This is a genomic window from Streptomyces sp. NBC_00158 (assembly GCF_045160885.1).
Taxonomy (GTDB): Bacteria; Actinomycetota; Actinomycetes; order Streptomycetales; family Streptomycetaceae; genus Streptomyces.
Genome location: NZ_CP108163.1, coordinates 253,985 through 276,863, shown reverse-complemented (window position 1 = coordinate 276,863; position 22,879 = coordinate 253,985). Strand labels below are relative to the sequence as shown.

Below are 22,879 nucleotides of genomic sequence, written 5' to 3'. Positions count from 1 at the left end.
TGAACGAAGTACACTGAAAAAACACACACACACACACACACACACACACACACACACACACACACACACACACACACACACACACACACACACACACACACACACACACACACACACACACACACACACACACACACCCCTGGAGCTGCGCGCCTGGGAAGAGACCCGCCTCGCTGCGCTCGGCGGCGGGGCGCTTGCGCCTCAGAGCCGGCCTTTGGCCGGGGCTCCTCCGCCCGCCTGGAGCTCTAGGACGCTCCGCGTCCTAGGGACCCGCCTCGCTTCGCTCGGCGGCGGGCGGCTTCGCCGCCCAGAGCCGGCCTTCGGCCGGGTGGCCCTCCGCTTCGCTCCGGGCTCTTGGCCGCTGCGCGGCCAAGAGGAACCCTCCTCGCTACGCTCGGCGGAGGGGCGCTTTGCGCCCCAAGCCGCTTTTCCGGGCGGGGCTTCTAGGCCTCCGCCCCAGAGCTCTAGAACGCTCCGCGTCCTAGAGGGACCCGCCTCGCTGCGCTCGGCGGCGGGCCGCTTCGCGTCCCAGAGCCGGCCTTTGGCCGGAGCCCCTCCGCTCCGCTCCGGGGCTCTAGGCCGCTCCGCGTCCTAGAGGGACCCGCCTCGCTGCGCTCGGCGGCGGGCGGCTTCGCCGCCCAGAGCCGGCCTTCGGCCGGGTGGCCCTCCGCTTCGCTCCGGGCTCTTGGCCGCTCCGCGGCTTCCAGACCCCCTGGAGCCCCCGCTTCGCGGGGCCTTGGCCGGCCGTTCCGGCCGGGTGCCTGCGCTTCGCTTCGGCCCGGGGTACCCGGGCTTCGCCCGGGTCGGCCGCTTCGCGGCCTTGGGGCCCGCGAAGCGGGCCCGGGATGGGGGCGGAGCGACCGGCGGGCCAGGGCTGAACTCGAGCGGCTGGCAGCGGGAGCGTGGCCCGGCTCGGAGCCGACGTGCCGCTTTGGCTTTAGTAACTCTCAGTCAAGATGACGGTAAAAGACGGGTGACGTCAACCCCACCCGACCCCGTCCGGCACCCCCTGAAGGGGCGCGGGCCCCGGCAACGCTCCGCCGGGCCAACCCCGAGACTCTGCCCCTGAATGCCCCTGGAGAGCCGCCTACCGGCCTCCGAGCTGCACAAACACTGGGGCCACATAGTCGAGGAACAGCCTGCACAACAGCCCACACACCCCCGGCCGTTCCTCGCCACAGCCCGCCCACCACGAAAACACACCAACCTGACGAACCGTCAGAGGCGGTGGGGAAAATTCACTGCGTCGCGAACTGAATTCAGAGAAGTGCTTCAGGACCCCTGAAAGGGAACCAAAAAGAGGCCCCTCATAAGCACTTCTATTTCCAGTCCTGGCATGTAATTCGGCGCTGACGTGCCCCAAGCGGGCGAGGCGACGAACTGATGTGCCCTCCCGGCCCGAGACGTCCCGGGCCAGCCCCTGGGCGGGGGTTGCGGGGCTTACCCCCGCGCTCGGCACTGTGCGTCCAGCGACAACGGAGTGCCCCCTCGGTGCGCCGTGTCAAGCCTTCGCGAATCCGGGTCACCGACTCACTTCAGGGCCTCTGACCAGGCACAGAACCCAAATTCGCGAGAACTCGACCTCGCCGCCCGACCTCCGCACAGTGGCTCCCGCTCCACCCAACAGCCCCGGCAACACGCCGACCCGACCAAAGGACTCCCATGCCCATCACCACGACCATCACCCGCACCACCCAGACAGTCACCCAGACCTTCGAGACGGTGCACACCACCGAGACCACGGAGACCCCGACCCCCGAGACCGGCGCCCGGCCGAACGTCACGCTGCTCCTGGCCGCCGGGACCACCCTCCTGTCCCTCGGCGCCGGCGCCGTGGCGTACCTCGTCCCCTCCCTGGCCAACCCCGCGCAGGTCGCCTTCAACGTGGCCAGCCTCGCCGCCGCAGCACTCCCCTACCTCCACCGGCACCCGTGACGGCGTCACCCAGGCGCACCGCGACCCGGCCAAGGGAGGGACGGCCGGGCCGCAGACGGCCAGGGGTAACAGGCAGACCACCGCGTCGCGTGACGTGGTGGTCTGGGGCAAACCTCAAGCCCACGCATCACGTGATGCGTGGGTCTGGGGCATACCTCAGGCGCGGGAAGCAAGTCGTGAGCAGCCAGACGGCGGTCGCGCCTTCCGGCACTCCTTGCAGGTATGAGGAGCAGTAATGGAGGGGCAGCAGACCCGAGACCGAGGCAGAAATCACCGCCTCAGGCACCCGATGTCCACCCACAACAGCCAGCCTTCAAGCGCTCGCGAACCACTCACATCCCATGGGATCGTTGCAGTTCAACGGCTTGTGGTGTCCCCTGCGTAGGACTGGCCGGGCTCAACCTGTGACACATAAAAGTAGGCAGGACCCACTACAGTGGAGTTCTGTGACGTCGGCACCGCAAGTCTCGGACCATGCAGCGATGCGTTGTCAGTGGTGAGCGGCAGACTGACCTCATGGAGTTCAGCGGCCCCTGCCCGGCATGGATAGGTGGACAGGGACCGCTGCGGGATGTACCCGCACACCTCGCGCCTCCTGGTTGCAGCCAGGGGGCGCGTCGCGTTTACAGGTGGCTGACCAACATCTCGTACAGCCACACCACGACCTGGACGAACCAGTGCGCGGCCTCGTCAGCAAGACCAGCCAACAGGGCCTGGACTACGCCGACGAGCAGTACATCGCGAGCGGTGGTGCGGCTCTCACCCCGGACCGGCCGGCCTTCGTCCTCCGCATCGTCGGACGTCGCCTGGTCGCTCCCGGGCATCTGAGCCCCCTCTCTGGACCGCCGCGCGGCAACTGCAGAGCCGAGTTCGCGACGGTCCGTCAAAACCCGGCTCTCCAGAAGCTGCACAGTGCCCGAAGAGGCGCGACACCAGAGTATCGGTACGTGCCGACAGACCGAGGGGCACTGATGGGTGCGGGCGCCCCGCCACAAGGCGGGCAACACTGCATGCGCCCAGCCGCAGGAGCCATTCCACACCTCCGACCAGCGGCGATAGGCCTCCGCCGTGAGGCTGCTGGTCGAAGGTGCGATGCGTGGACTCGTACCGCAGCACGAACGTCGCCTAGCACTTCAAGGCCCCAAGCAGCGCCCACAACCGCTTGCACCCTTGTGAACTAGACCTATTTGCCAGTCAACAATCCGGCTTTGCGCCGCGATCAGCTTCGTTCCCTGGCAGCGCTCCGCCAGCACGTCACCCGTGCCCGCCAGGAGCGCGACGAGATCATCACCGACAACACCCTGGTCCAGATCAAGGCTGCGGCTTCGGACCGCGCCGCCACCACGTAGGCGCGCCCGGGGATGGCAGAGCTGGTCCCGGGCACAGCGAAGCGGGGGCCACTGGCGGGCCTTCAGGCGGCGCCACGCGGTCACCCAGTCCTCGACGTCCCGGATTCCGCACAGCCTCACGAAGGCGACGCAGCGGAGGGCGGCTGCCGCCTGGATCCGGACCACTACCTGGAGGCCCTGATCCGCAAGCCGGGAGCCTTCCCCGGGCGCCACCGCGCTCGAACAAGCCCGCTCAGCTGGCAAGTTCACCCCGGTCCATGACGCCTGGTGGGCCGCGGCGATCAAGGCCCACGGCGACACCGTCGGCAAACGCTGGCGGCGCGGCCGCCGTGACGTTTCTGCACGAGTGGCGGCTCGCGCATCTTCCCCCGGACACCAGGCCGCTGCCCTCGGTGACCCACTACGACCAACTGCTCCGACGCCGTCGCGCCAGCGGCGGTGAACACCGCGAGGGAGAAGCACGGTGACCCTGCCCCGCCAGCGAGGACTGGCCGAGCAGGCCGCCACCACGGCCATCGACACCGCCTGCCGCCTGCCGCGGCTCCCCTCGATCAGGAACGAGTTCTCCGACATCGCCGACCGGGTGTTGAGGGACCAGATGACCTACCGCGGGTTCGTCGCCGAGCTGCTGATGGCCGAGTGCGACGACCGGTCCCGACGCCGTTCGGAGCGTCGGATCAAGGCGGCCGGCTTCCTCCGGGACAAGTCGTTGCGGACCTTCGACTTCGACGCGAACCCGAACATCGACGCGGCCACCATCCACACTCTCGCCAGTTGCGAGTGGATCAAGAAGAGTCAGCCGCTCTGCCTTATCGGCGACGCCGGGACCGGCAAGTCCCACATGCTGATCGCGCTGGGAACCGAGGCCGCGATGGCCGGCTACCGGGTCAAGTACGTGCTGGCCCCGAAGCTGGTCAACGAGCTCGTCGAGGCCGCAGACGAGAAGCAGCTGAGCAAGACGATCGCCCGCTACGGCCGCGTCGACCTCCTCTGCATCGACGAGCTCGGCTACATGGAGCTCGACCGCCGCGGCGCCGAACTCCTCTTCCAGGTCTTGACCGAGCGCGAGGAGAAGAACAGCGTCGCCATCACCTCCAACGAGTCCTTCGGCGGCTGGACCAAGACGTTCACCGACCCCCGCCTCCGCGCGGCCATCGTCGACCGCCTCACCTTCAACGGCACCATCATCGAGACCGGAACCGACTCCTACCGCCTCGCCAGCACCCGCGCTCGCGCCGAGGAGTCGGCCAAGGCCGGCTGACCTCTGCCGCTACCTGCCTCGTCGGCCCCACGTCACGACTCATCGATCAGTCCGAAGTCCTGAGGGAAGGCCTCAAGGAACTCCCTCCTCGCGGGATCGGCCTCTGCCTCAGCCATCTCTCCAAGCACAACGAGCAGGTCATGCCGCTGATCAAACGACAGGCGCTTCAGCACCGCCGCCACACCCTCCAGAGCCTTCACCGCGTCATCGAGATCCATGTGATCGTCGTCCGCGCCGTCGACGAACCAAGCCATGTCAACCAAGGCCTCGGTCAAGGCATGTGCCAGCGATGAGTACTCAGATGCCACGGTGATCTCCCCAAAACTGCGGTCCGGCCTGCACCGCCATCCCACCACATCGCTCCCGGCACCAGGGAGCCGCCCAACGGCAGCGGCTTTGCCGTCCGCGACTTCATTTCCCATGAACATTCACCGGGACTCTGATCGCACACTGCCTTCCGATGAGGTGGACAAACGCTGCTGCTGAACGTGAATAAAGCCAGCCCAGCGCCTCGATCGGCAGACCCGTCCGGCCCGGTGCAGCCGGGAATACAGGGCACCGTCAATCGGGACGCCCCATCGCCCAGCGGCCGCGGTGAGCGCGTCCTTCACTTCCCGTTGTAGCCGCTGTGTACCGCTGCATCATTCTGAAGCCCGGATTGACTCGGGAGAAGGGGCTTACGCCGGCCAGGAGCGGGTCCCGACAGCTGGCGGCGCCGACCACTGGAACTGAAGCCGTGCAGTGCCTGCGAAGATGACGAATAGCGCAGCCGGCGGCGAGCCCGTGGCATGATCCCCACCATGCCTGGTCTCACCGCAGAGGGACAGCTCGCCTCGGTCGGCGGGCTGGCCCCCGCGCGCGCTCAGGAGATCGCCGGCCACGTCGATGCGTGCAGAGATCTACTGGCGGCAGGTGGTGACATGGACACCGTCCAGCAGCACCTGAAAGACCAGGGTGTCCCCGTCATGAGTGCCGTCCTGATCACCACCAGACTCATCGGCGACCACCCCAGCAAACTGCAGGCGGCACGCCTGATCGTCGAGTGCAGCCCCGCGCGCGCACGACGCTCGTACGAATAGTGACCTCGACCATGTCGTCGCTCCCCCTCACGGGCGGCGACGCCCGTTTAAGGTCCGTGGGGTTCAGTGCCCAGCTCGGATGAGCTCCGCCAGGTCGATGTGTCCCGGTTCCGTCTGGGCCCTTCGGGGGGTGGGGGGATCGCGGCGGGGTGAAGGGCGGAGAGGGCAGGATTCGAACCTGCGTGGGTTCTCGTGGAACCCGAACGACCAGTGGCCGGTCCCCGATCAACCGCTCCGGGCACCTCTCCCTCGTGAGCCGGGTCCGTTGTGCGTCCGCCCGGTCACGAGAACCAGATTGCACCGGGGACGCTGACGGCGTGCTGACGCGGAGGGAGAGGGGCCCGAAGTCGGTCAGGGCGTGGCCTCGTGGACGTTGTGGACCGTGAATTTTTCGCCGGTGCCGGTGGGGCCCGTCGCGGTGCGGTGGAGGGTGACTGCTCCGGAGCCGCCCGGGGCCAGCTGGGACTCGGTGATGCGGTAGGTGGACGGGACCGCGCATCATGTCGAAGGTGGTCCGGCCGAGGAGGAGGGCGTCGGCCCGGGCGAACCATTCGCCGAGCGGGTCGAGGCGGCCCTCGGTGCTGTGCGGTACGAGCCAGCCGCCTCGGTCGAAGCCGCCGGGGCCCTGCGTGACGCCGTCGAGGCTGACGAAGGTGTGGACGCCGAGTTCCTCTTTGCTACTTCCCCATCAGTTCCACCAGGCCCGAGAAGCTCTGCGTGGCGCCGCCCGCGTCCATGCCGCGTCGGAAGAGGGCGGCTACGGCGGCCGGGAGGGCGGTGTCGACGCCGGCGTCGGCGTGGGTGTGCAGGACGTGCTCGACGCTGGCCATGCCCATGGCGAGCCGGTCGACGTCACCGCTGTGCCGTCCGGCGTCGATGCGCTCGGCGTAGAAGGCGAGGAAGCCGGGGAGGGAGTTCGCGGTGTCGACCGCGTGTCCCAGGATGTCGGAGGCGGTCAGTCCGTTGGCCCGGGCCAGTGCGGTCGCCTGCCAGTAGCTCAGCATGGACGTCCAGAACATCGTCATGCCGATCTGGTAGAAGAGCGCGGCGAGTCCCGGGTCCTCGCCCCGGTGGTCGGTGGTGCCGGTGATCGCTTCGAGTACCGGCCGGTGGCGTTCGAAGACCTCGCGGGGGCCGCTGTAGAAGGTGGACGACTCGGGCCGGCCGATGCCGGAGGGCGGGACGGTGACGCCGCCGGTGAGCTGTACGGCGCCCCGGTCGGCCGCCCAGCGGGCGGCCTTGCGGGCTTCTTCGGGGGTGTCGGAGCTGAGGTTGACCAGGACCCGGCCCTGGAGGCGGTCCTCGACGGGGCCGAGCAGGTCGTACATCGCCGCGTAGTCGGTGAGGCTCAGGACCACCAGCTCGTTGGCGGCGAGCGCTTCCCCGACGCCGGGCGCCAGGTGTGCGCCGCGGGCCACCAGGGCGTCGGCGCGGGACGCCGTGCGGTTCCAGACCGTGACGTCGTATCCCTGGTCCAGGAGGGCGTCGGCCATCGCCGTGCCCATGGGGCCGAGGCCGATGACCGTGACTTTGGTGATGGTTGTTGTGGTGGGCATTGGTCTGGGCTCCCTTGCTAAAACGATCGTTCTATTTAGCGGCTGGGAGGAACGTAGCACGGGAGTGGAACGAACGCTCTAATTAGTTGGCGGGTAGGGTGGTCCCATGCAGACCAGCAGCACTCGGGACCGGATCGTCGTCGCAGCAGCGCGCCTGCTCCAGCGCCAGGGGTACGTGGGGACGGGGATCAAGCAGATCGCGGGCGAGGCGCAGGCCACGCTGGGCTCCGTCTACCACTTCTTCCCCGGCGGCAAGGAGGCCGTCGGGGTGGCGGCGATCCGGCACAGCAGTGAGGAGTTCGCCTCGGTCCTGCGTACGGCCCTGGCGGCGGAGGACGATCCCGCCGAGGCGGTGCTCGCCTGCTCCCGGCAACTCGCCGCGGAGCTGCGCGAGTCGGGCTGGGTCGACGGGTGTCCCGTCACGGCAGCGGCCCTGGAGACCCTCGGCACGGACTCCGAGATCCAGCGGACCTGCGCCGAAGCCCTGCGCGACTGGACGCGGCTGGTCAGCGAGAAGCTGCTCGGCGCCGGCTTCGACCCGGTGACCGCCGGAGAGCTGGCCACCACCGTGATCAGCACGCTGGAAGGGGCCGAGGTCACCGCCCAGGTCAACCGGAGCGAAGAACCCCTGCACGCCGCCGGGCGGCAGCTCGCCCGCCTCGTCCGTTCGTACGGGGAGCGCGGCCCGCGGGGCTGAGGGGGAGCTGCTCGGACTGATCGGGGGCGTCGGGGCGGCCGTTGGGGAGAGCCGGCCGCGGCTGGGCCGGGCCCAGGCGGTGTTCTAGCCGCGGAGGGCGGCGAGGGCCTTTTCGATGCGGCGTTGCCGCGTCTCGGGCTTCTTCGCGCTCTCGACGGCTCGGACGTGCTCGCGCTTGCGGCTGTCCGTGAGGGCGTCGTAGGCGGCGCGGGCGAGCGGGTCGCCGTCCAGGGCCCGGGCGAAGTCCGTGGGCTCCTCGATGACGCGGGGCTCGGTGTCCAGGTGCAGTTCGACCTCGACCTCGTCGCCGACCGCCACTCCCGCGGCCTGCCGGTTGGCGTTGCTGAGGCCGAGCAGGTGACGGCCGCGCAGGATGGCGACCCGGCTCTTCCAGGAGTGCCCGTTGACGGTGATCACCACCGGCGGCCGCGCTCCCCCGCCGAGCGCTGCCACCGCCTCGGGCGGAACCTCCAGGCCCCGCATGGGCTCGGGCGGTTCGACTCGGGTCCGGAACTTCATGGTCTTCTCCTGTTCGTGTTGCCGGTCCGCCTCGGTCCGCTGCTACTCCGCGTAGGGCTGGTCGGTTCCCTGGGCGCTGTAGCCGAGGCTCCAGACGTAGCCCTCCGGGTCGGCGAAGGTGCCGCCGTAGCCGCCCCAGGGCAGGGCGCCGGCGGGCTTGAGGACCGTGGCGCCGGCCTTCGACGCCTCCGCCATGATCTCGTCGACCCGCGTCTCGCTGCGTACGACGTAGGTCAGGACCAGTCCGCTGAAGCCGCTGCCTTCCTGGTCCGTGCCCACCTGGGCGGCGAGGCCCTCGCGGCTGTAGAAGCCGACGGGCGAGGCGCCGTCCGATTCGAAGAAGACCGAGACGCCGAAGTCGTTCTGGATCTTCCAGCCGAGGCCCTCGGTGTAGAAGCGCTTGGCGCGGTCCATGTCGCGGACGCCGAGGAGGATCGAGCTGATGTGTGCCTTCATGGTGTTCTGCTCCTTGGGTGGGGGTGGGGGGGAGTGGGTGGGGGTGGCTGGGGCGGGGTGGGTTACGCCGCGGATTCCCAGGTGAAGCCGTCCGGGTCGGTGAAGGCGTTTTCGGTGCCGCCGAGGACGATGCGGTGCGAGCCGGTGCCGTCGACGGGGACGCCGAGGTCCTTGGCCAGGGCGCGGCGCTTGTAGAGCGCCAGCTTGACGGGGGTGGAGGTGCCGGCGGCGAACTCGGTGTACTTGCCGCCGAAGCTCTTGGCGACGGTCAGGCCGCGTTCGACGTAGAACTGCCTGGTGGCCTTCACGGCCTCGACGCCGAGCAGGAGGACGATCTCGTCGATCTCGCGGGTGTCGGGGCCGGTGTCCTTCTTCGCGCCGGTCGCGATCTTCCAGATGGTCCCGTCCGGGGCCTGGACGACGCCGCTGTAGCCCCACAGGGACTTCGCGGTGGGCTTCAGGACCGTGGCGCCGGCGTCGACCGCGGCGCGGAAGAAGCCGTCGACGGTGGCCGGGCCGGACACCGTGATGCCGAGGGTGAAGCCGCGGAAGCCGGTGGTGGGCGTCTCGGACGCCCGCAGGCTGACGTACGCGTCGACGCCGAAGGCGGTGTAGAAGCGGTGGGCGGCGGCGGGGTCGGCCACTTCGAGGGTGACGGACGCGAGGGAGGTGCCGGCTGCGGTGGAGGTCGTGTTTGCCATGACCCATACGCTAGGCGCCGGTCCGGGGCCGGGGCTTCTCGATTCCTGACCACCTGCCGTTCGGCCCAGGGGCTGCGCACGCTGGAGGACGGGACCGCGTGGTCCTCCGGGCTCTCGCTGCCGCAGCGGGAGCGGGCCCGTGCGTGATGATCTGCATGGACCCGCCCCGCTACGGGTTCTCGGGCCTGCCGGCCGACGAGCACGTGAGGGCCTTCCGGGTCCTCGTCTCGGTGTTCGCGGTCGCCGACAGCCGCCGCCGGGAGACCTGTTGCCGGGGCGCCTGCGGACACTCGTGGCACAACCTGCCCACGGCCCCCTGAGCGGCCTGCGGAAGCGTCAGGAGTGGGGCATGGGGAAGGTGTTGAGGGCGGTTTCGGGGACGTCGGCCGGGGTCCAGCCCAGGTGGGTGGCGGCTCGCTGGAGGCGGTGGGCGCCCAGGGCGGGGTAGGCGGCCGGGGCCGCGCCCGCCGTGCCCGGGACGATGGTGCGTGCGGCGTGCATGCCCGCGGCCGCGGCCCGGGGGGTGGTCAGGTCTACGGTGATGACCTCGTAGCCGCGTCCGAGGACCCGGTGGAGCAGGGTGTCGCCGGCGGCGAGGTGCGGGACGTCGCTCCAGCGGCCGGAGGGGACGTCCCAGGTCCACGGCGCGACGCGGTCGGCCGCCCGGCGGTCCAGGTACAGCTGCTGCTGGCACAGCTGCTCGACGACGTCCGAGGCGTCCGCGCGGTAGGAGTCGAGGTAACGGCGGTCGGCGCGCCAGGGTTTGAGCGGGGAGGGCCGGCCCGGGGTGCGGACGGCCGCCGCGGGATTGTCCAGGGTGCGGCAGGTCAGGTGCAGGGTGTACGCCTCGGCCAGGGCCTTGGCCGCGGCCTCGACCGGGTCCGGGCGGGCCGCGAACCCGTACGTCAGCCAGCCCTCTTCGCGGCTGCGCACCCCGGCGGCGAGCACCGGGGCCCCGAACTCGTTCTCCAGGTACGTCAGGCGGACGTCGAAGCCGCGGGGGGCGCCGGCGGTCAGGGCGCGCAGGTACGGGGTCGGTTCCAGGGCGGGGAGCGGCCGGGCGTGGGCCCACCACACGGCGGCGGCGTCGCGTTCGACCACCTCCTCCAGGCCGGCGCGCAGTGCGTGTGCGGGGGTGGGGCCGGCGGCGGTGCCGCCCAGGGCGGGGAAGGCGTACAGGGGCTCCGGCCGCTCGTGCGGCATGCGCCGCCATGCGGTGTGGACGAGGAAGGCGGGTACGTGGACGGGGGTGCCGTCACCGGCGTGGCGGCCTTCGATCCAGTGGGCCGGGGAGTCGCGCAGGAAGGGGCGGAACGGGAAGCCGGGGGTCGCGTACTGGCGGGGTGAGTAGAGGACGAGCCGGCGGGGGTCGAGGGCGGGGATGCCGCGGCGGGTCAGTTCGTCGTGGGTGGCGTAGCGGAGCCGTTCCGGGGCGGGGGGTACGGAGAGGCAGAGGCGTTCGACGGCTTCGCCCTCGGCGGACGCGCGGGCCCGTCCGGGGCTGGTCCAGGAGGTGCCGAACGCCTGCCGGTCGGCCTGCCAGGGGCGGTCCGGGCCGGGTTCGGCGAGGTCGCTGACAGCGAGGTGGAGGGCGGGCGGGGTGCCGGCGGGGCCGGTGAGGACGCGCGTACGGGTGACGACGGGCGGGTGCGGGCCGGTGCCCGGCGCCGGACGGTGGTCGCCGTCCGGGCCGGGCTCCTGCGTACGGAGGGGTGTCATCGGCTCACACGTACGCGGCGACGCAGTTGTCGACGATGAACTCCTCGGCGTCGACGTAGGCGGCCACGCAGTTGTTGACGACGAACTCGTCGGTGTCGAGGTAGGCGGCGACGCAGTTGTCGACGACGAACTGCTCGGTGGTGGGGTTCATGGCGTGTTCCCTTCGGTGAGGTTTCCTCTTCCGGGTCCGGAGGAGGCGGGTGGGGGCGGTGGTGTGCCGCTCCCGTCCCGTACGGAGGCCGCGAGGCCCGTACGGAAGTCCTTGGTGCGGGCGGTGACCAGGGCGCAGCCGGCGCCGGCCGTGCAGGCGAGGACCGCGCACAGGGTCCACAGGGTGGTGGGGCCCCACCGGTCGAGGACCCAGCCGCCGCCCGCGGGGGCCAGGAAGGCGGCGGCCGACCAGGCGCCGCCGTACATCCCCTGGTAGCGGCCGCGCCGGTCGGCGGGGGCGCGGTCGGCGGTGACGGCGATGCCGGCGGGCGCCTGCAGGATCTCGCCGAGGGTCCAGACGAGGACCGTGCAGGCGAAGGCCGCGACGCTGTCGGCGAGCACGGTCAGGCCGAAGCCCCAGCCGAGGAGCAGGCCGGCGGTGAGGAGGACGGCGGGGCGGGAGCGTCCGCTCACCATCCGGGTCAGGGGGATCTGGAGGGCGACGACCACCAGTCCGTTCACGGCGCTGACCAGGCTGTACATCTCGGGTGAGTGGCCTTCGCGGGTCATGACCACGGGGAGGGTGGAGGTGCCCTGTCTGAAGACCACGGCGAAGAGGGCGGTCATCAGGACGAAGAGCATGAAGGGGGTGTCGCGGTGTACGGGTACCGGTGCGGGTGGGAGCTCCGGCCGGGCGGACGGGGCCGCGGGGGCGGGGCGGGTCTCGGGTACTTTCGCGAGCACCAGGATCCCGCAGAGCAGGGTCGCGGCGCCGTCGGCGAGGAAGATCAGGGCGTAGCCGTGGGTCACCATGAGTCCGGCCAGTACGGCGGCGATGGCGCCGCCCGCGTTCAGGGCCCAGTAGTTGAGGGAGAAGGCGCGCTGGCGGTCCTCGGGCGGGACGAGGTCGGTGAGGGAGGCCTGCATCGCCGGCCGGACCGCGGTGGCGCCGAGTCCCATGGCGAGGGCGGAGCCGGCCACGGCCCAGGGCTCGGCGGCCACGCCGAGCAGGGCCATGCTCGCCGCCGTCCAGGTGTGGGCGGTGAACATGGTCGTGCGGCGGCCGATCCGGTCGGCGAGGGTTCCGCCGAGGAAGGTGCCGGCGATCCCCCCGAGTCCGACGAGGGAGAGGACGAGTCCGGCGTGCGAGGCGGAGTAGCCGCGCCCGGCGGTGAGCGAGAGGGCCAGCATGGGGCCGGCGAACCCGCCGATCCAGTTGACGAGGACGCTCAGCCAGATCCACCAGAAGGCGGCGGGCAGTCCGCGGACGGCCGCCGGGGCCTTCGGGCGGGTCCGTGCCGGGCGGGTCACCGGCTGTCGGCCGGTGCGGCGGCCGGGGCGTGCTGCGGGAGGTGGGGGAGGGTGAACTCCGGCCGGGCCGGGGCGCCCGCGTCGGCCCGTGCGGCGAGCCGTTCCAGGAGGCCGGGCTCGCGGGCGGCCGTCACGAGGACCTCGCGCAGGTCCTCGTACCAGTTCCGGGCGTCTTCGGGGGTGGTGAACCTCGGCAGGTCCTGGCGTACGTGGGGGTGGTTGCGGGCCAGGTGGGTGAGGAGGCGGCGCAGCAGGTCGCCGGCGGAGGGCAGCCGGGTGCCGAGGGTCAGGTGGAGGGAGGGGCTGCCTTCGACGGCCCTGACGGTGTGCCACCAGCCGCGCGGGAGGTAGAGCACGTCGCCGTCGGTGAGTTCTCCGGACCAGGTGGCGGCGCCGGCGGGGGGTGGGGCGGGGGTGCTGAGGACGCCGACGGGGTGGTCCTCGGTGGGTGGGTGGAGGTCCCAGTGCTTGGCGCCCCCGGTCTGGAGGACGAACACGTCGTGGTCGTCCCAGTGGGTGTGGAAGCCCTGTTCGGCGCCGCCGAGGTTCGCGTAGAGGTTGGCCTGGACGAGGGTGCGCAGGGTGTCTTCGAGGGCGGTGGTCAGGGTCCGCAGGGGGGTGTGGAGTTCCTCGATCCCGTCGATGACGAGGGTGGCGCCGGCGGCGAGCACCTCGTACAGGCGGTCCGGGTGGAGCCGGGAGGGGCGTCCGCGCGGGGAGAGCTGGGGGACGGGCTCGGCGCAGGAGGCGAGGGGGATCCCGTCGGCGGACCGCACCAGGTGGGTGCGGGAGGGGTCGGTGCGGGCCGCCGCGAGGACCTCGTTCAGCCGGGGCCAGCCGAAGAGGCCGTGGAAGCGGCCTTCCCGTCCGCGGATCAGGACGGGTTCGGTGCCCAGCCGGTGGCGGAGGAACTCCGGTTCGGCGAGCGGGGACAGCAGGCCGGCGAGCCCGTCGGCGGGGACGTGGTCCGCGGCGTCCGCCTGGAGGATTTCCACAGCTGCTCCGGGTTCCTCGGGGGTGGGGAGTGGGGGGCGTGGGCGGGTGGGTGGGTGGTGGGGTCAGGCGGCCGGGCGCGGGGGTGCCAGGGTGTCCCGGATCAGTGTGTGGGGAGGGGAGGCGACCAGGTAGAAGTGGTCGCCGGGGACGGTCAGGGCGCGTACGCCGCCCGTGGTGAGCTCGCTCCAGGGCCGGCGGTCGGCGTCCGGGTCGGCGTCCCCGGTGAGGGTGGTGACCGGGCACCGCACGGTGGGGGCGGGGCGGGCGTCGGTGGCGGGGGAGTAGGCGTGGAACAGGGCCGCGTCGGCCCGTACGTAGGGCAGGACGAGCTCCTGGAACTCGGGGTCGGCGGCCAGTTCGGGATCGGTGCCACCGAGCGTGAGGAGGCGTTCGATGACGGCGGGGTCGTCGTCCTGGTCCGGGTCGGACCATTCCTCGGCGGACGGGTACGGGGCGTCGCGGGAGCCGGACGCGAACAGGTGGACGGGGTCGATCCCGCGGGCCTCCAGCGCGGCCGCGGTCTCCAGGGCGATGGGCGCGCCCATGCTGTGGCCGAACAGGGCCAGCGGGCGGTCGGCCAGGGGGGCCAGGGCGTCGGCGACGGCGCGGGCGAGTTCGCGCAGGTCGGTCGCCGGGGGCTCGGCGAGGCGTTCGGCGCGGCCGGGGTAGCGGACCGCGTACACCTCGACCCCGGGGATCCGTTCGCCCCAGGCGCGGAAGAAGGACGCGGATCCTCCGGCGTGGGGGAAGCAGACGAGGCGGGCGACCGGGTCGGCCACGGGGGCGGTGCGGTGCAGCCACGGGCCGGTGTCGGCGTCCGGGCGGTGCGGGGCGGTGGTGGGGGCGGTGGTCACTGGGCGGCCTCCTGAGCCGGGTCCTGCCGTCGGGCGCGCAGGGCGCGGGCGCGGCGTGCGGCGGCGCGGCGCTCGGCCGAGGCGGCGGATTCGGCGCCTTCGGCGGAGCCGTCGCCGTCGCGGAGCATCGCGGCCTGTGCGGCGACGGTGGTGTGCTTGAACAGTGCGATCACGGGCGGGCGCTTGCCGGTATGGCGTTCCAGGGCTTCGCGGAGCTTGAACATGGCCAGGGAGTGGCCGCCGAGGTCGAAGAAGTTGACGTCGAGCGGCACGTGGGGGGCGGCGAGGACCTCGGCCCAGGCGGCGGCGACCTGTGCGGTCAGGTCGGTGTGGGGGGCCGGCCCGGCGGCGGGGGTGTGGGGGGCGGTGGGGTCGGTGAGGGGCGGGCGTTCGTCGGCCCGGTCGCGCAGGGCCGCCCGGTCCGCCTTGCCGTTGAGGGTGCGGGGGAAGGCGTCGAGGCGGACGATCCGGGCGGGGACCATGACGGCGGGCAGCCGGGCGGCGAGTTCCTCGCGCAGGGTCTCGGGGGCGGGTGCCGACCCGGACGGGGTGAGGACGAAGGCGGTCAGGGCGCTGCCGGTGGCGTCGGGGACGACGACGGCCTCGCGCACTCCGGGGAGGGCCGCCAACTGGGCTTCGATCATGGGGAGTTCGATGCGGTGTCCGCGGATCTTGACCTGGTGGTCGCGGCGGCCGAGGAAGGCGAGGGTGCCGTCGGCGTTCCAGCGGGCGCGGTCGCCCGTCCGGTACATCCGGGCTCCGGGCGTGTCCGTGAACGGGTCGTCGAGGAAGGCCCGGGCGGTGTCCTCGGGCCGGTTGTGGTATCCGCGGGACACGCCGGCGCCGCCGATGTACAGCTCGCCCTCGGTGCCGGGGGGTACAGGGCGCAGGTGTTCGTCGAGGAGGTGGAGGGTGGTGCCGGGGACGGGCCGGCCGATGGAGACGGGGCCGGGGGCGTCGAAGCGCCGGTAGGTGGCCCAGACGGTCGCTTCGGTGGGGCCGTATTCGTTGACCAGCGCGGTGGGGGTGGTGCGCCGGGCGAAGTGGCGGTCGACGAGTTCGGGCGGCAGGGGTTCGCCTGCGACGACGACGGTTTCGAGGGAGCGGAGGCGGTCGCCGCCGAGGGAGCGTGCGGCGTCGAGGAGGACGCTGTAGAGGGAGGGCACGCACAGGAGCTGGGTGACCTGGTGGTGTTCGACGAGTTCGGCGAGCGCTTCCGGGTCGCGGATCTCGTCGGGGGTGGCGACGACGAGGTGGCCGCCCGCGGTGAGGGTGCCCCAGAGGCCGGCCACGGACGAGTCGAAGGCGAGGGGGGAGACGAGGAGGAAGACGGGCCGGCCGGGGTAGACGGTGCGGCGGGCCAGGGTCGAGGCGGCCAGCTGGCCGTGTTCGACGACGACGCCCTTGGGTTCGCCGGTGCTGCCGGAGGTGTAGATGAGGTAGGCGGCGTCGTGGTCGGCGACCGGGACGCCGGGCGTTTCCGGCTCGCGGCCGCGGGCCGTGCCGTCCGGGCGGCCGGCCGCGGGCTGCCGGGCGGTGGCGCCGGCGTCGACCAGGGGTATGCCGAGGCCGGTGAGGCGGGGGCGGGTGGCGTCGGTGACGAGGACGGCGTCGGCCTGGGCGTCCTTCAGGATGGCGGTGACGCGCGGGTCGGGGTTGGAGACGTCCACGGGTACGTAGGCGGCGCCGCAGCGCATCGCGCCGAGTACGGCGGCGACCATCGCGAGGGACGGTTCGGCCAGCACGCCGACGCGCCCGCCGGGGCGGACGCCCGCCGCGGTGAGCTCGGTCGCGATGCGGGCGGCCCAGGCGTCGAGGTCTCCGTACGCGATGCTGCTCGCGCCGCTGCTGACGGCGGTGCGGGCGGGGGTGGTGCGGGCGAATCCGGCGACGAGTTCGTGCACCGGGGGCCGGGGGCCGACGGGCAGGGGCTCGCCCTCTCCGGTGGGGCGGGGCGCGCCGGCCGGGGGCCCGGGAGGGGCGGTCAGAGTCGGCGTGGCCATCAGGAGTCCTCCACTGTTCGTCGCGGCGGCCGGGGGCCGGTCCGCGTCTTCAGGAGCTTCATGCCAGACGATATTGCCAGGCTGGTCACATCCATGGCAACCTCTTGCCAGATCTGGAAAGTCAATCCGGTGCACCGGGACGCCCGGTGAACCGGAATCCCCATGGGAAAGGCAAGAGCCATGACTGAAACCCTGCAGGCGCACACCGGTGTGACGGTCACTCCGCTGACCGGGAACATCGGCGCCGTGATCGGCGGCGTGGACGCGGGCGCGGCGCTCGGCGACGAGACGATCGCCGCGGTCCGCGCGGCCCTGCTCCGGTACAAGGTGGTGTTCCTGCGCGACCAGGACCTCGACTACGCCGAGCAGACCGCCTTCGCCTCGCGCTTCGGCAAGCTGACGCTCGGACACCCGATCTACGACGCCCCCGAGGGCCGCCCGAACCTGCGGGAGATGGACTCCAAGCAGGGCACCCGCGCCAACCACTGGCACACGGACCTCACGTTCATCGAGCGCCCGCCGGCCTTCGCGTTCCTGCACAGCAAGGTCATCCCCCCGGTGGGCGGGGACACCGTGTGGGCCAACGCGGCCACCGCGTACGCCTCCATGCCGGCCGAGCTGCGCGACTTCGCCGACCGGCTGCGGATCGTCCACAGCAACGACTGCGACTTCACCGACGACACCGTCATCGAGCGCGGCGCCTACATCTCGACCCCGTACGAGGCCGAGCACCCGGCGGTCCGGGTGCACCCCGAGACGGGCGAACGCTCGCTGCTGCTCGGCGGGTTCGCCCGCCGGGTGGTGGGCTACGCCCCGCAGGCCTCCCGCGACCTGATCCGGATGATGCAGGAGTACCTGACCAAGCCGGAGCACACCGTGCGCTGGCAGTGGCGGGTCGGCGACATCGCCATCTGGGACAACCAGTCGACGGCGCACTACGCCATCTACGACTACGGCAACCAGTACCGCCGCGGCGAGCGCGTCACCGTCGTGGCCCCCACCCCCGTCGGCGTGGACGGCCGGCCCAGCGCGGCCCTGCGCGGTGACACCTCCGCCTACAGCACGGGCCGGGACTGAGCGTCGTACCCCGCAGGACACGGAGACCCGGACCGGACCCAGAACATGACGGAGACACAGGTGCGCACGTCCCCTTACGGAACCTGGACCTCGCCGATCGGCGCCGACGCGGCGGCGGCCGGGCAGAAGAAGGTCGAGTGGGCCGCTTTCATCGGCGAGGAGGTCTGGTGGACCGAGTGGCGCCCCGGCGAGTCGGGCCGCGTGGCGCTGGTGCGCCGGACGCCCGACGGCTCGGTCGGCGACGCGCTGGGGCCGGGGTGGAACGTGCGCACCCGGGTCATCGAGTACGGGGGGCAGCCCTGGCTGCCGCTGGGCGATGACCCCGGTGCCGGGTTCGTGTTCACCCACTGGGACGACCAGCGGGTGTACCGGGCGGTGCCCGGCGGCCGGCCGGAGCCGGTCAGTCCGGAGCCCGCGCTGCCGGGCGGGGCGGCGTACGCCGACTTCTGCGTGGTCGGGGACGAGGTGTGGTGCCTGCGCGAGGTGGCCCTCACCGCGGACCGCTGCGAGGTACGGCGGGACCTGGTCGCCCTGCCGCTGGACGGTTCGGCGGCCGGGGATCCGGCGGCGGTGCGGGTGCTGGCCGCGAGCCACCACCTGATGACCGGCCCCAAGGTCTCCCCGGACGGCCGGTACGCCTGCTGGCTCGGGTGGGACCACCCGCGGATGCCGTGGGACGGCACGGAGCTGATGGTCGCGCCGGTCGGACCGGACGGCACGCTGGGGCCCGCCCGCGTGCTGGCGGGCGGGCCCGGGGTCGCCGTCAGCCAGGCGGAGTGGGCCCCGGACCGGCCCGGCGTGCTGTACGTGCTGAGCGACACCACGGGCTGGTGGAACGTCCACGAGCTGGGTCTCGACGGCTCCGTACGGCCGTTGTGCGCCCGGGAGGAGGAGTTCGGCGAGGCGCTCTGGCGGATCGGCGCCCGGTGGTTCCTGCCGGTGGGCGGCGGCCGGATGTTCGTCACGCACGGGGTGGGCGCGCGGCGGCTCGCGCTGCTGGGGGCCGACGGGTCGCTGACGGACCTGGACGGCCGAGAGGAGCTCACGGAGTGGGCGGTGCTCGCCACCGACGGCCGCCGGGTCGTGGCCTCGGCGGCCGGCCCGCGCGACCGGGGCGAGCTGCTGCTCGTCGGCGCGGACGGCGGGGCCCCGGAGGTGCTGCGGGCCTCGGACACGGCGTACGCGGACCATCTGCCCCCGGGGTACCACGCGGTGTTCCGCGGCCCGGAGGGCGAGGAGGTGCACGCGTACGTGTATCCGCCGCACAACCCCGGCTTCCGCGCCCCGGAGGGCGAGCTGCCGCCGTACGTGGTGCAGGCGCACGGCGGCCCCACCACCCGCAGCCAGCTGGTGGCGGACCTCTCCACCGCCTTCTTCACCAGCCGGGGCGTCGGCGTGGTCGACGTGCAGTACGGCGGGTCCACCGGCTTCGGGCGCGCCTACCGCGAACGGCTGCGGGAGGCCTGGGGCGTGGTCGACGTCCGGGACTGCGCGACCGCGGTGCGCGGGCTGGTCGCGCGCGGGGAGGCCGACCCCGGGCGCATCGGCATCCGGGGCGGCAGCGCGGGCGGCTGGACCGCGGCGGCCTCGCTGGCCGCCGAACCGGAGCTGTACCGGGTGGCCGGGATCTACTTCCCGCTGCTGGACCCGGAGGAGTGGCGCGCGCAGGGCACGCACGACTTCGAGTCGCGCTATCTGGAGAGCCTCATCGGGCCCTGGCCGCGGGCGGCCGGGCGCTACGCGCAGGTGTCGCCGCTGCGGCGGGCCGGCGAGGTGCGGGCGCCGTTCGTGCTGATGCAGGGGCTGGAGGACGCCGTGTGCCCGCCGGTCCAGGCGGAGCGGTACGTGGAGCGGATGCGGGAGAGCGGGGTGCCGCACGCCTACCTCACGTTCAAGGAGGAGCAGCACGGCTTCCGGATGGCGCGGACCGTCGTCGACTGCCTGCACGCCGAGCTCTCCGTCTACGGGCAGGTGTTCGGCTTCGAGGCGCCGGGCGTTCCCCGGACCGAGCTCTCGGCGGACGGGCGGGACTGACCCGCGCCGGTTGCCCGCCCGCTCACGCGGAAGCCGCCCCCGGATCTGTCCGGGGGCGGCTTCCGCGTGAGCGGGGCCGCGTGGGCCGGGCCGCGTGGGCGGTCAGCCCGCGGCGGTGGCCGGGGGCCGGGCGGCGAGGGCGGTGGCGACCTCGGTCTGGCGCTCCAGTGTCCGGGCGAGGAGCAGTTCGCGGATCGGGACGCGGACGCCGAGTTCCGTACCGAGCCTGCGGGCGAGGCGGGTGACGAGGAGGGAGTCGCCGCCGAGGGAGAAGAAGTCGGCGTCCGGGGCGGTCTCCGGGTGGCCGAGCAGCTCCGCCCAGAGCCGGGCGACCAGTGCGGGCACGTCGAGGGGGGCCGGGGCCGCGGGCCGCTCCTGCGGGGCGGTCCGCGGGGCCGCCGGCCCGGGGGCGGCCGTGGCGGGGCGGGGGGCTTCGGGCCGCGGGGCGGCCTCGGGTGCGGTCCGGCGCGGGCCGGCGAAGGAGTAGCCGGGCAGGCGTACGGGGCGGCCCTGCGCGCACAGGCGGCGCGCGGCGAGCGGCTGGCCGGCGGTCCAGAGCGCGCCCAGGGCGGTGAGTACGTCCTCGGCGCGGGCGGCGCGGCCCGGGGCGAGCGGGACGGCGGTCAGGTCCGCGGCCTCAGCCAGGGCGGACAGCGTACGTCCGGGGCCGGCCTCCACGACCAGCGCGCCGGGCAGGTGCCGGGCGAGGGAGTCGAGGGCGCGGGTGAAGAGGACGGGATTGCGGGCGGCGGTGGCGAAGTGGTCCGCGGCGACCGGGGTGCCGGGCAGCAGCAGCCGGCCGTCGTCGGCGGCCCAGGCCAGCGTCGGCGGGTGCACGGGGGTGCGGGACAGTTCCGCGGCGAGGAGCGGCAGGGCCGGCTCGACGAGGGCGGAGTGGAAGGCCCGAGTGGTGCGCAGCCGGTGGGTGGCGACGCGGCCGGCGAGCCGGGCCTCGAACTCCGCGACCGCCCCGGGGGTGCCGGCGACCACGCTGCCGTCCGGGGAGTTGGCGGCGGCGAGCTCCAGGGGCGCGCCGTGGGCGGCCAGCAGTTCGCGGGCGGCGTCCTCGCCGCAGCCGAGGGCCAGCATGGCGCCCTCGGGGCAGTCCTGCATGGCGCGCCCCCGTACGGTCACGAAGCGGGCGGCGTCGGGGAGTTCCAGTACGCCGGCCGCGCAGGCCGCGGTGACCTCGCCGAGGCTGTGGCCGATCACGGCCCGCGGTACCAGGCCGAGGCCGCGCAGGGCGGCGGCGACGGCGTACTCGACGGCGAAGAGCGCGGGCTGGGCGAGCCGGGTGCGGTCGAGTTCCGCTTCGGGGAACGCGGGTTCGTGCAGGGCCCGTTGGAGTTCGGCGGCGAGGCCGGGCTCGAAGGCGCCGAGGCATTCGGCGAGGGCCCCGGCGAAGCCCGGGAGGGCGTCGGCGAACGGCAGGGCCATGCCGGGGCGCTGGGCGCCCTGGCCGGGGAAGGCGAGGACGAGGGGGGCCGGGCCGGTGTCGGGGACGCGGCCGCGTACCGTCCCGGCGCCGGTGAGGAGCCGGTCGGCGAGGTCCGCGGTGCCGCCGCCCGCGACGGCGAGGCGTTCGGGCAGGGCGGCTCGGGCGGTGGCGAGGGTGCGGGTGACGTCGGCCGGGTCCGGGGCCGGTTCGGCGGACAGGTGGCGGCCGAGGCGTTCGGCGGTGCGGGCGAGGGCCTCGCCGTCGGCGGCGGAGAGCAGGGCGAGGTACCCGGCCCGCGGCCGGTCGGGGGCGTCGGAGCGGGGGGCGGGGGCGGGGGGTGCCTCGACGACGGCGTGGGCGTTGGTGCCGCCCACGCCGAAGGAGCTGACCCCGGCCCGCCGGGGCTCGGGTCCGGACCAGGGGGCGGCGGCGGTGGGGACGTACAGCGGGGAGTCCTCGGCGTCGAGCAGGGGGTTGAGCCGGGTGAATCCGGCGACGGGCGGGACGACGCCCTCGCGGACGACGAACAGGGCCTTGATCAGCCCGGCGAGCCCGGCGGCGTTGTCGAGGTGGCCGGTGTTGGCCTTGAGCGCGCCCACGGCGACCTGGCCGGGGGCGGCGCCCGCGGCGCTGTAGGCGGACGAGGCGGCGGACCACTCGATGGGGTCGCCGACCCGGGTGCCGGTGCCGTGGGTCTCCAGGTAGCCGATGCTCGCGCCGTCGGCGTCGGCGGCCTCCAGGGCGGCCCGGATGACGGCTTCCTGTCCGCCGGCCGAGGGGGCGTAGTAGCCGGCCTTGGCGGAGCCGTCGTTGTTGACGGCGGTGCCGAGGACGACGCCGTACGGTTCGGCCCCGTCCGCGAGCGCGTCCGCCAGGCGCCGCAGGACGACGCAGGCCACGCCGGATCCGGCGACCACTCCGTCGGCGTGCTCGTCGAACGGCCGGCAGGCGCCCGACTCGCTGTGGATGCCCCCGGGCACGTGGAGGTGCCCGGCCTGGGGGTGGGCGACGCCGGCACCGACGACGAGGGCCTGGTCGCATTCGCCGTTCAGCAGTGCCTGGACGGCGGTGTGGAGGGCGACGAGGGAGGAGGAGCAGGCGGTCTGGACGGCCACGGCGGGGCCGGTCAGGTCGAGCTTGTAGGAGATGAGGCTGGCCATGAAGTCCGGCTCGTTGCCGTGGATGGCGTCTTCGAGGGTCATGGGGTCCAGGCCGCCGCCGGCCAGCATGGCGCGCAGGTAGCCGCTGCCGCTGGCGGAGGCGTAGACGCCGGTGGTGAGCGGGGTGCCGAGGGGGCTGGTGCCGGCGTCCTCCAGGGCCGCCCACGCGCATTCGAGCATCATCCGGTGCTGCGGGTCCATCATCTCGGCCTCGCGCGGGCTGACCCGGAAGAGGGCGTTCTCGAAGCGGTCGGCGTCGTCGAGGTGCCCGTGCACCGGTACGAACGCGGGGTCTTCGGCCAGGCTGCGGGGCACTCCGGCCTCGCGCAGGCGGCGTGCGTCGTACCGCGTGGTGAGGACCCGTCCCTCGACGAGGGCCTCCCACCAGGCGGCCAGGTCGGCCGAGCCGGGGAACCTGCCGGAGATTCCGGTCACGGCTATGTCGAGGGAACGGTCGCGCGTCATGGGTCCGCCTTCGTGTCACGCCAGTACGTACCGGCAAGGTTGCCAGACTGGGCAAGTAGGTGGCAATGTTCTTGCCATCGCTTTGTCTGACAGGTGGGTAACCGGAACAGAGGGGAGGG

General features: G+C 73.1%; 21 protein-coding genes, 1 tRNA gene and 1 pseudogene. 9 read left to right on the top strand and 14 right to left on the bottom strand.

Annotated features, from left to right (window positions below; translation table 11 throughout):
• Positions 1-1,662 precede the first annotated feature (1,662 nt).
• The gene (locus tag OG553_RS38725; protein WP_331719378.1) at positions 1,663-1,935 is read left to right on the top strand and encodes a hypothetical protein; all 273 of its coding nucleotides are present in this window, start codon (positions 1,663-1,665) and stop codon (positions 1,933-1,935) included.
• A gap of 623 nt (positions 1,936-2,558) precedes the next feature.
• On the opposite strand, the gene OG553_RS38720 is transcribed toward OG553_RS38725, so the two are convergent.
• Positions 2,559-2,759: a hypothetical protein gene (locus OG553_RS38720; RefSeq protein ID WP_331719377.1), complete on the bottom strand. Its 201-nt coding sequence runs from the start codon at positions 2,757-2,759 to the stop codon at positions 2,559-2,561.
• A 384-nt stretch (positions 2,760-3,143) separates the two neighbouring features.
• Between OG553_RS38720 and OG553_RS38715 the strand changes: the two genes are divergently transcribed.
• From OG553_RS38715 to istB, 3 genes and pseudogenes are all read left to right on the top strand, one after another.
• Positions 3,144-3,284, top strand: coding sequence for a hypothetical protein (locus tag OG553_RS38715; RefSeq protein WP_405983278.1), 141 nt, complete (start codon positions 3,144-3,146; stop codon positions 3,282-3,284).
• Between the two features lie 117 nt (positions 3,285-3,401).
• Positions 3,402-3,751, top strand: a pseudogene (locus OG553_RS38710) (IS21 family transposase); the annotation flags it as partial.
• Positions 3,748-4,545 (top strand): IS21-like element helper ATPase IstB, encoded by a 798-nt coding sequence (gene istB, locus OG553_RS38705; RefSeq protein WP_331719375.1) that lies wholly within the window; start codon positions 3,748-3,750, stop codon positions 4,543-4,545. The pseudogene OG553_RS38710 and the gene istB, both read left to right, overlap by 4 nt.
• 32 nt (positions 4,546-4,577) lie before the next feature.
• On the opposite strand, the gene OG553_RS38700 is transcribed toward istB, so the two are convergent.
• Positions 4,578-4,853 carry a hypothetical protein gene (locus tag OG553_RS38700; protein ID WP_405983277.1) on the bottom strand — a complete coding sequence of 92 codons (276 nt, stop codon included), beginning with the start codon at positions 4,851-4,853 and terminating at the stop codon, positions 4,578-4,580.
• A 492-nt stretch (positions 4,854-5,345) separates the two neighbouring features.
• Here OG553_RS38700 and OG553_RS38695 point away from each other — a divergent pair, with 492 nt between their 5' ends.
• Positions 5,346-5,624 carry a hypothetical protein gene (locus OG553_RS38695; RefSeq protein ID WP_331719373.1) on the top strand — a complete coding sequence of 93 codons (279 nt, stop codon included), beginning with the start codon at positions 5,346-5,348 and terminating at the stop codon, positions 5,622-5,624.
• 157 nt (positions 5,625-5,781) lie between these two features.
• Here the strand turns inward: OG553_RS38695 and OG553_RS38690 are convergent.
• Positions 5,782-5,872 (bottom strand) — tRNA-OTHER (locus OG553_RS38690).
• 429 nt (positions 5,873-6,301) lie between these two features.
• Entirely contained in the window at positions 6,302-7,180 is an 879-nt protein-coding gene (locus OG553_RS38685) for an NAD(P)-binding domain-containing protein (RefSeq protein WP_331719372.1), read from the bottom strand.
• Positions 7,181-7,286: 106 nt separating this feature from the next.
• Between OG553_RS38685 and OG553_RS38680 the strand changes: the two genes are divergently transcribed.
• Complete coding sequence (locus OG553_RS38680) at positions 7,287-7,877, top strand: TetR/AcrR family transcriptional regulator (RefSeq protein WP_331719371.1); 591 nt, start codon at positions 7,287-7,289, stop codon at positions 7,875-7,877.
• 84 nt (positions 7,878-7,961) lie between these two features.
• Here OG553_RS38680 and OG553_RS38675 read toward each other — a convergent pair whose 3' ends face one another.
• From OG553_RS38675 to OG553_RS38665, 3 genes are all read right to left on the bottom strand, one after another.
• Entirely contained in the window at positions 7,962-8,396 is a 435-nt protein-coding gene (locus tag OG553_RS38675; protein ID WP_331719370.1) for a YdeI/OmpD-associated family protein, read from the bottom strand.
• A 42-nt stretch (positions 8,397-8,438) separates the two neighbouring features.
• Entirely contained in the window at positions 8,439-8,852 is a 414-nt protein-coding gene (locus OG553_RS38670) for a VOC family protein (RefSeq protein WP_331719369.1), read from the bottom strand.
• A gap of 62 nt (positions 8,853-8,914) precedes the next feature.
• Positions 8,915-9,553 (bottom strand): glyoxalase, encoded by a 639-nt coding sequence (locus tag OG553_RS38665; protein ID WP_331719368.1) that lies wholly within the window; start codon positions 9,551-9,553, stop codon positions 8,915-8,917.
• A 146-nt stretch (positions 9,554-9,699) separates the two neighbouring features.
• Between OG553_RS38665 and OG553_RS38660 the strand changes: the two genes are divergently transcribed.
• Complete coding sequence (locus OG553_RS38660; protein ID WP_331719367.1) at positions 9,700-9,873, top strand: DUF5958 family protein; 174 nt, start codon at positions 9,700-9,702, stop codon at positions 9,871-9,873.
• Positions 9,874-9,889: 16 nt separating this feature from the next.
• Here the strand turns inward: OG553_RS38660 and OG553_RS38655 are convergent, their stop codons facing one another.
• The 6 genes from OG553_RS38655 to OG553_RS38630 form a co-directional block, all read right to left on the bottom strand.
• Positions 9,890-11,272 (bottom strand): YcaO-like family protein, encoded by a 1,383-nt coding sequence (locus tag OG553_RS38655; RefSeq protein ID WP_331719366.1) that lies wholly within the window; start codon positions 11,270-11,272, stop codon positions 9,890-9,892.
• 4 nt (positions 11,273-11,276) lie between these two features.
• Positions 11,277-11,423 carry a hypothetical protein gene (locus OG553_RS38650; protein WP_331719365.1) on the bottom strand — a complete coding sequence of 49 codons (147 nt, stop codon included), beginning with the start codon at positions 11,421-11,423 and terminating at the stop codon, positions 11,277-11,279.
• Positions 11,420-12,733, bottom strand: coding sequence for an MFS transporter (locus OG553_RS38645; protein ID WP_331719364.1), 1,314 nt, complete (start codon positions 12,731-12,733; stop codon positions 11,420-11,422). The genes OG553_RS38650 and OG553_RS38645 overlap by 4 nt, the downstream gene beginning before the upstream one ends.
• Positions 12,730-13,728 (bottom strand): JmjC domain-containing protein, encoded by a 999-nt coding sequence (locus OG553_RS38640; protein ID WP_331719363.1) that lies wholly within the window; start codon positions 13,726-13,728, stop codon positions 12,730-12,732. The genes OG553_RS38645 and OG553_RS38640 overlap by 4 nt, the downstream gene beginning before the upstream one ends.
• Before the next feature lie 63 nt (positions 13,729-13,791).
• Positions 13,792-14,583, bottom strand: a complete 792-nt coding sequence (locus tag OG553_RS38635; RefSeq protein WP_331719362.1) for a thioesterase domain-containing protein — start codon at positions 14,581-14,583, stop codon at positions 13,792-13,794.
• Entirely contained in the window at positions 14,580-16,586 is a 2,007-nt protein-coding gene (locus tag OG553_RS38630; protein ID WP_331719361.1) for a non-ribosomal peptide synthetase, read from the bottom strand. The genes OG553_RS38635 and OG553_RS38630 overlap by 4 nt, the downstream gene beginning before the upstream one ends.
• A gap of 180 nt (positions 16,587-16,766) precedes the next feature.
• Here OG553_RS38630 and OG553_RS38625 point away from each other — a divergent pair, with 180 nt between their 5' ends.
• Together OG553_RS38625 and OG553_RS38620 are read left to right on the top strand one after the other, a co-directional pair.
• Entirely contained in the window at positions 16,767-17,663 is an 897-nt protein-coding gene (locus tag OG553_RS38625; protein WP_331719360.1) for a TauD/TfdA family dioxygenase, read from the top strand.
• A gap of 60 nt (positions 17,664-17,723) precedes the next feature.
• A complete protein-coding gene (locus OG553_RS38620) occupies positions 17,724-19,697 on the top strand; it encodes a prolyl oligopeptidase family serine peptidase (protein ID WP_405983276.1) in 1,974 nt (657 codons plus the stop codon).
• Between the two features lie 102 nt (positions 19,698-19,799).
• Here OG553_RS38620 and OG553_RS38615 read toward each other — a convergent pair whose 3' ends face one another.
• Positions 19,800-22,760 (bottom strand): beta-ketoacyl synthase N-terminal-like domain-containing protein, encoded by a 2,961-nt coding sequence (locus tag OG553_RS38615; RefSeq protein WP_331719358.1) that lies wholly within the window; start codon positions 22,758-22,760, stop codon positions 19,800-19,802.
• Positions 22,761-22,879: the final 119 nt, after the last annotated feature.

What these genes read in the sequence shown, in the direction of transcription:
- OG553_RS38725 (WP_331719378.1), top strand. Translation starts at nt 1,663, where the DNA reads ATGCCCATCACCACGACCATCACCCGCACCACCCAGACAGTCACCCAG.
- OG553_RS38720 (WP_331719377.1), bottom strand. Translation starts at nt 2,759, where the DNA reads ATGCCCGGGAGCGACCAGGCGACGTCCGACGATGCGGAGGACGAAGGC.
- OG553_RS38695 (WP_331719373.1), top strand. Translation starts at nt 5,346, where the DNA reads ATGCCTGGTCTCACCGCAGAGGGACAGCTCGCCTCGGTCGGCGGGCTG.
- OG553_RS38685 (WP_331719372.1), bottom strand. Translation starts at nt 7,180, where the DNA reads ATGCCCACCACAACAACCATCACCAAAGTCACGGTCATCGGCCTCGGC.
- OG553_RS38680 (WP_331719371.1), top strand. Translation starts at nt 7,287, where the DNA reads ATGCAGACCAGCAGCACTCGGGACCGGATCGTCGTCGCAGCAGCGCGC.
- OG553_RS38675 (WP_331719370.1), bottom strand. Translation starts at nt 8,396, where the DNA reads ATGAAGTTCCGGACCCGAGTCGAACCGCCCGAGCCCATGCGGGGCCTG.
- OG553_RS38670 (WP_331719369.1), bottom strand. Translation starts at nt 8,852, where the DNA reads ATGAAGGCACACATCAGCTCGATCCTCCTCGGCGTCCGCGACATGGAC.
- OG553_RS38665 (WP_331719368.1), bottom strand. Translation starts at nt 9,553, where the DNA reads ATGGCAAACACGACCTCCACCGCAGCCGGCACCTCCCTCGCGTCCGTC.
- OG553_RS38660 (WP_331719367.1), top strand. Translation starts at nt 9,700, where the DNA reads ATGATCTGCATGGACCCGCCCCGCTACGGGTTCTCGGGCCTGCCGGCC.
- OG553_RS38655 (WP_331719366.1), bottom strand. Translation starts at nt 11,272, where the DNA reads ATGACACCCCTCCGTACGCAGGAGCCCGGCCCGGACGGCGACCACCGT.
- OG553_RS38650 (WP_331719365.1), bottom strand. Translation starts at nt 11,423, where the DNA reads ATGAACCCCACCACCGAGCAGTTCGTCGTCGACAACTGCGTCGCCGCC.
- OG553_RS38630 (WP_331719361.1), bottom strand. Translation starts at nt 16,586, where the DNA reads ATGGCCACGCCGACTCTGACCGCCCCTCCCGGGCCCCCGGCCGGCGCG.
- OG553_RS38625 (WP_331719360.1), top strand. Translation starts at nt 16,767, where the DNA reads ATGACTGAAACCCTGCAGGCGCACACCGGTGTGACGGTCACTCCGCTG.
- OG553_RS38615 (WP_331719358.1), bottom strand. Translation starts at nt 22,760, where the DNA reads ATGACGCGCGACCGTTCCCTCGACATAGCCGTGACCGGAATCTCCGGC.